Raw genomic sequence first — 6,021 nt, 5'->3', positions numbered from 1 at the left:
GCAATAGAATATACAATCGCTTCTTAATTGCATTGTATATGTGTACCGATGGCTAGTCGGGATTTTAAGACTGCGGAGTGTTATATCAAATGTTAGTAGTGTGACAAGTCACACAAGGACAGACACCATGAAACAGTAAATTTCTGGATTTAGACACATTTGTCTATGTTTACAGTAGCAGATGATTGTTGCTATGCTATCTGACAGGGTCAAGAACTGTGGTGAATCAATGACTTTAAGTTTGGCAGAGAAAGCTAAAAAATTAAAAGAAAATGGTGAATCCGTGGTGGATTTTGGAACCGGCGAGCCGGATTTTAAAACCCCGGATTATATCTGTGATGGCGGAAAGGCTGCCATTGATGCCGGCTATACGAAATATGATGCCGTGGCCGGCGTATCCGCGCTGAGACAGGTTATTTCGAAAAAACTGCGTGAGGATCACGGACTGGATTACGCCCCGGACAATATCATTATCAACAGCGGCGCAAAGTCCGCCATTTTTATCGCGCTGCAGACGATTTTGAATCCGGGCGATGAAGTGATTGTGGTCCGACCCTATTGGGTCAGTTATACCGAAATGATCCGCCTGGCGGGTGGCGTTCCGGTAATCGCCGAGACGCAACGAGAGAATCAGTTCAAGCTGACGCCGGAAGAGCTTATTTATGCGATCACGCCAAAAACAAAGGCGATTATCCTCAATTCGCCCACCAATCCAACCGGTGTCATCTACTCCTTAGAAGAGCTCCTGAAGCTTTCAGAAGTGCTTGTCAGAAACAAGATCATGGTCATTTCCGATGAAGTCTATGAAGAATTCGTTTATGGCGATCGCAACCACATCAGCATTGCCTCGTTAAACAGCGAAATCAAGGCGCTGACTATTTTAGTCAATGGGTTTTCAAAGACGTTTGCGATGACCGGCTGGCGTTTAGGCTATGCCGCCGCAACTTCAGAAATCGTTGCCGGGATGAAACGGGTGCAGGGTCATACGCTGTCCCATCCCTCAACCATTTCGCAGTATGCCGGCAGAGTTGCGCTGGCAGAAAAAGGAGCGGTCACCGACGACATCATCCGCGAGTTCGATGAACGCAGACAGGCCATGCTCCAGCGTCTGGATCAAATCCCGGGGATCGACTACATCTATCCGGAAAGCACTTTCTATATCTTTGTGGATATTGAAGAGATCCTCAGCAACCGCAAAAAGGTTCTCAATCCGGATACCAGTCTGGGATTTTGTGAAAAGCTGCTGGATAGCGCCAGAGTCGTGGCGGTTCCGGGAGAATCGTTTGGAATGCCAAACTACATCCGGCTTTCTTTTGCCACGACGATCGAAGCCATCGAGGAAGGTTTTGACCGCATCGAAAAATTTGTCAACCAGTATTAAGTGATCGGCGTCTATAAACGGCCGTTAGCTTCGCTGCCGGTTTCCGCGAATCAATTTGCGTTCGCGCTTTATGAATTGAACACGAAAGGAAAGATTAAGACCATTATGAAAAATTATTATGAAAACCCATTGATTGAACGATACTCGTCCAAGGAGATGCTGCAGATCTTTTCAGCGGACAACAAGTTTCAGACCTGGAGAAAACTCTGGGTGGCTCTGGCGGAAGCCGAACGAGAGCTGGGACTGAACATCACAGTCGAACAGATCGAAGAACTGCGCTCAAACATCACGAACATCGATTACGAGCTGGCCGCCCAAAAAGAAAAAGAACTGCGTCATGACGTCATGGCCCATGTGCATACCTACGGGGCACAGTGCCCGAAGGCCAAAGGGATCATTCATCTCGGTGCCACCAGCGCCTACGTCGGCGACAATACCGATGTGATCGTCTATACGGAAGGCCTCTATCAGGTCCGCAAACTGCTGATCAATCTGATTAAGCATCTATCCGACTTCGCGATGACACACAAGAGCCTGCCGACCCTGGGATTTACCCATTTTCAGCCGGCGCAGCTGACGACGGTCGGAAAACGGGCCTGCCTCTGGATTCAGGATCTGATCATGGATCTGAACGATCTGGATCACCTGATCGGCAATGTCAAACTGCTGGGGGTTAAGGGAACAACCGGAACCCAGGCCAGTTTCATGGATCTTTTCGATGACGATCACGAGAAAGTCAAACGGCTGGATGATCTGGTCGCTCAAAAGATGGGCTTTAAAAAATCATTTGCCGTCAGCGGACAGACTTACTCGCGAAAATTCGATGCTCAGGTATTGAATGTGCTCAGCGGCATCGCTCAGAGCCTCAGCAAATTTGCCACCGATGTGCGACTGCTGCAGCATCTGAAGGAAGTGGAAGAGCCGTTTGAAAAAAGTCAGATCGGTTCCTCCGCCATGGCCTACAAACGCAATCCGATGCGGTCCGAACGGATCTGTTCGCTGGCGCGTTATATCATCGTCAATGCCCTCAATCCGGCGATGACGGCGTCCACCCAGTGGTTTGAACGAACCCTGGATGATTCCGCCAACAAACGCATCAGCATTCCCGAAGGATTTCTGGCCGCGGATGCGATTCTGATGATTGCGATCAACGTTTCCGAAAATCTGGTCGTCTATCCGAAAGTCATCCGTCAGCATATTAATGCCGAGCTGCCGTTTATGGTCACCGAGAACATCATCATGGAAGGCGTCAAACGCGGCGGCGACCGTCAGGAACTGCATGAAAAAATCAGAGTGCTGTCGATGGAAGCCGGGAACACCGTCAAAGTCGAAGGCAAAGCCAATGATCTGATCGAACGGATTCTCAAAGATGCTTCCTTCAATTTGAAGGAGAAAGATGTCGAAGGCATCATGGACCCCGCACTTTATGTGGGACGATCACCACAGCAGGTGGATGATTTCATCCGTGATGAAGTCAACCCGATTCTTGCCGCCAATGCCGCAATGCTTGATTTGAATAAAATTGATCTGAAGGTATAAACAAAAAAATAAATGTGATTGACATTTATCTCATCAGCGATTATAATATAATAGTTGCTGATGTAGGGGTATAGCTCAGTTGGTAGAGCAATGGTCTCCAAAACCATGTGCCTGAGGTTCGAGCCCTCATACCCCTGCCATTTTAATTTTGAACTCGAACGGCGTTTTCGCCGTTTTTTTTATACCACAATGCTGGTCGAACCGATTAAGGAGGTTATGGATGCTGTTGCTTGATACCCGGTTACTGATTGTAACCAGCCTTTTTTTTAGCGTCATTTTTGTCGATTATCTGAGAAACAAAAAACTGCCCCTACTGTCCAATAAATGCTTTACCCTGATGCTTTATTTCACCGCGGTGAATCTGGTGTTTAATATGCTCAAGATCTATACCATTGTTCATGCGGATGTGGTGACCCCGCCGGTGAGCCGGTTCTGCAACCAGGTCTTCTATTTCACTCTGATTCTGGTGGTGGTGGCCCTTTACTGGTATGTGGAAATTCTGGGAAACAAACAGAAACGGACCAGGCCCAAAAAAGCGGTATTGCCGATGCTGCCGCTGTTTTTGGCCGCTTACATGATGCTCACCGGCGAACTGCATTATTCGTTTGATGAAAATCAGATCTATGCATCCGGTTCCATGGCGACGGCCTTTGAACTCACGGTTCTCATTTACTGCCTGCTCACCATCTGGAGCACCCACATCCACAAGGACACCGTCGCCCGGGAAAACCGGCTGGCCATTCGGGCCGGGATCGTCCTGCTGATGGCATCCTCGGTGATCCAGTTTTTCAATCTGGGGCTGCTGTTGTCAAGCGTGGCGGTGACGGTGATGATTCTCTTTATTTATCTGGCCTTTGAAAATCCCAAGGAATACATGGATGAGGACACCGGCAACTTCAACAAGCGGGCCTTTCACCTGATGCTGGAGGAAAAAAAGGAAGCCGGCAAGCCCCTGATCCTCATCAGCGTGGTCATCGACGACCTGGCCCGGATTCAGGCCCTGATGGGCCATGAGAACACCAACCAGGTGCTGGCAGTCATCGGAGCCCGGATCAACGAGATTTTTTTGAGCTTCCAGCTGCCCCTCGATAAAATCATGCCAACAGAATGCCGGCCCAGCCGGAGGCAGATGAAGAAAATAACCAAACACGGTTTTCTGTCCAGCGTCTATCATTCGCGCAGCAATGTCATCACGGCGATTTCCGAGTTGCCGCTGGTCTGTATCGAAGACCAGCTGAATGAGCTGTCTCGGATGATCAAGGAGCCGGTCAGCTTTCAGAATTATTCCGTGGCCCTCAAGGCCCATATCGATGTGATTTTTACCGAGGTCTATCAGCAGCAGGATTCCTGTGATGAGATCTATGAGATGATGAACTACATGGCAGCCCACAATCACGCCACCGCTGACACCAATTTGTATTTTCTTGATCAAGACATCATTGACCGGAAACAGCGCGACAATACCATCGAAGCCCTGGTACGACAGGCCATTGAAGGCGACGGTTTCGATATTGTTTATCAGCCCATCTATCATACTGATGCCGGGCGTTTTCTTTCGGCGGAGGCGCTGGTGCGGCTTGCCGATACCGAGACCGTGGGATTTGTCTCGCCGGAGGAATTCATTCCCATTGCCGAGAAAAAGGGACTAATCATGGAACTGGGCGAGATCGTCTTTGAAAAGGTCTGTGCTTTTGCCGGACAAGAACAGCTGCTGGAAAGGGGCATCCAGTACATCGAGGTGAACCTTTCAGGGATTCAGTGCGTTCATCCGGATTTGCCCGGACAGCTCGAGGAGATCATGAAAAAATACGCGATCCCACCGGATTTCATCAACCTGGAAATCACCGAGACGGCGCTGGTCGAGTCGGGGGAAATGCTGCAGGTGAACATGCAGCATCTGCGCAACATGGGCTGCAGCTTCTCCATGGACGACTTCGGCACCGGTTATTCCAATTTATCCCGGATGGCGGAAGTGGTCTACGATCTGGTAAAACTGGACAAGAGTCTGATCTGGCCCTGCTTCAACGAAGAAAACCCCAAGGCCAATGCTATTTTGGAAAGCGTGATCCGGATGCTCAATCTGCTCGGCGTGAACATCGTGGCCGAAGGGGTGGAAACCAAAGAAATGGCGGACTATCTCGATGACCATGGGGTGACCCATCTGCAGGGGTATTATTACTCCAGACCCATCAGCGAAGCAGCCTATATGGCCTTTCTTGACGGAGCGGAAGATGCGGCGGGGAAAAGTGATCATCTGGTGCGGCCTGATCCGGAAATTGCCGAAGAAGCGGCCCAAAGAACAGAAGCAGCGATTTAAAAGAATCCGAACAAATCAAATCGATAGCAAACAAGAAAATTATATTGACATATGCTTATTATAATGTTAAGATTACCTTCATAAAATACATGTATATACAGAGTAATAAACCTTGAATGAAACAAGGTCACTTATTTGGAAATATTTCTAAGCCAAAAACAATGCAATTTATTGAATAATATTTTTGTGTCTGAAGACTCACTTTTGTGAGTCTTTTATTTTTTTGAAATTAAGGAAAAGAGGAAAACGATGAATCAGGAATTATGGAAGAAATCGGTAGCTTTTCATGGGCATCATTGCCCCGGTTTGGCCATTGGCGTTCGTGCATCGGAAGAAGCGATCAATGCGCTTAAGATTGGCTTTTCTGAAGATGAAGAAGTGGTGTGTATTACCGAAAACGATGCCTGTGGCGTGGATGGTATTCAGGTTATTCTCGGATGTAGTGTCGGCAAAGGAAATCTGATCTTTCGAAATCGCGGGAAACAGGCCTTTTCGTTCTTCAACCGAACAACTGGAGCCAGTCTGCGACTGGTATTAAAAGACCTTCCGGAAATGGAACGCGATGAAATGGAAGCATACATTTTAAATGAACCGGATGCCAATAAAATATTTGATTTTAAACAGCCGAATTACCAACTTCCGGAATCGGCCCGTATTTTCAATAGTATTATTTGTGAAGTATGCGGTGAAAAAGCCGCCGAAGCAATGATTCGGCTGGAAAATGGCAAAAAATGCTGTCTGGATTGTATGATTTCATATACCCGAGGTTTTTAAGGAGAAAAAA

4 protein-coding genes and 1 tRNA gene are annotated in these 6,021 nt (G+C 48.0%); all 5 read left to right on the top strand.

The features are described from left to right. Positions 1-229: 229 nt before the first annotated feature. Positions 230-1,381 carry a pyridoxal phosphate-dependent aminotransferase gene (locus tag GH808_RS13420; protein ID WP_243166223.1) on the top strand — a complete coding sequence of 384 codons (1,152 nt, stop codon included), beginning with the start codon at positions 230-232 and terminating at the stop codon, positions 1,379-1,381. A gap of 105 nt (positions 1,382-1,486) precedes the next feature. Then, the gene (gene purB / locus GH808_RS13415; protein ID WP_186843304.1) at positions 1,487-2,920 is read left to right on the top strand and encodes an adenylosuccinate lyase; all 1,434 of its coding nucleotides are present in this window, start codon (positions 1,487-1,489) and stop codon (positions 2,918-2,920) included. 64 nt (positions 2,921-2,984) lie between these two features. Continuing rightward, a tRNA-Trp gene (locus GH808_RS13410) sits at positions 2,985-3,060 on the top strand. A gap of 80 nt (positions 3,061-3,140) precedes the next feature. Further along, on the top strand, positions 3,141-5,237 hold the full coding sequence (locus tag GH808_RS13405; protein ID WP_186843303.1) for an EAL domain-containing protein: 2,097 nt from the start codon (positions 3,141-3,143) through the stop codon (positions 5,235-5,237). Between the two features lie 249 nt (positions 5,238-5,486). Beyond that, positions 5,487-6,011, top strand: coding sequence for an FmdE family protein (locus GH808_RS13400; protein ID WP_186843302.1), 525 nt, complete (start codon positions 5,487-5,489; stop codon positions 6,009-6,011). Positions 6,012-6,021 lie beyond the last annotated feature (10 nt).

This window comes from Acetobacterium fimetarium (assembly GCF_014284475.1).
Lineage (GTDB): Bacteria > Bacillota > Clostridia > Eubacteriales > Eubacteriaceae > Acetobacterium > Acetobacterium fimetarium.
This window is presented reverse-complemented; position numbering and strand designations above follow the sequence as displayed.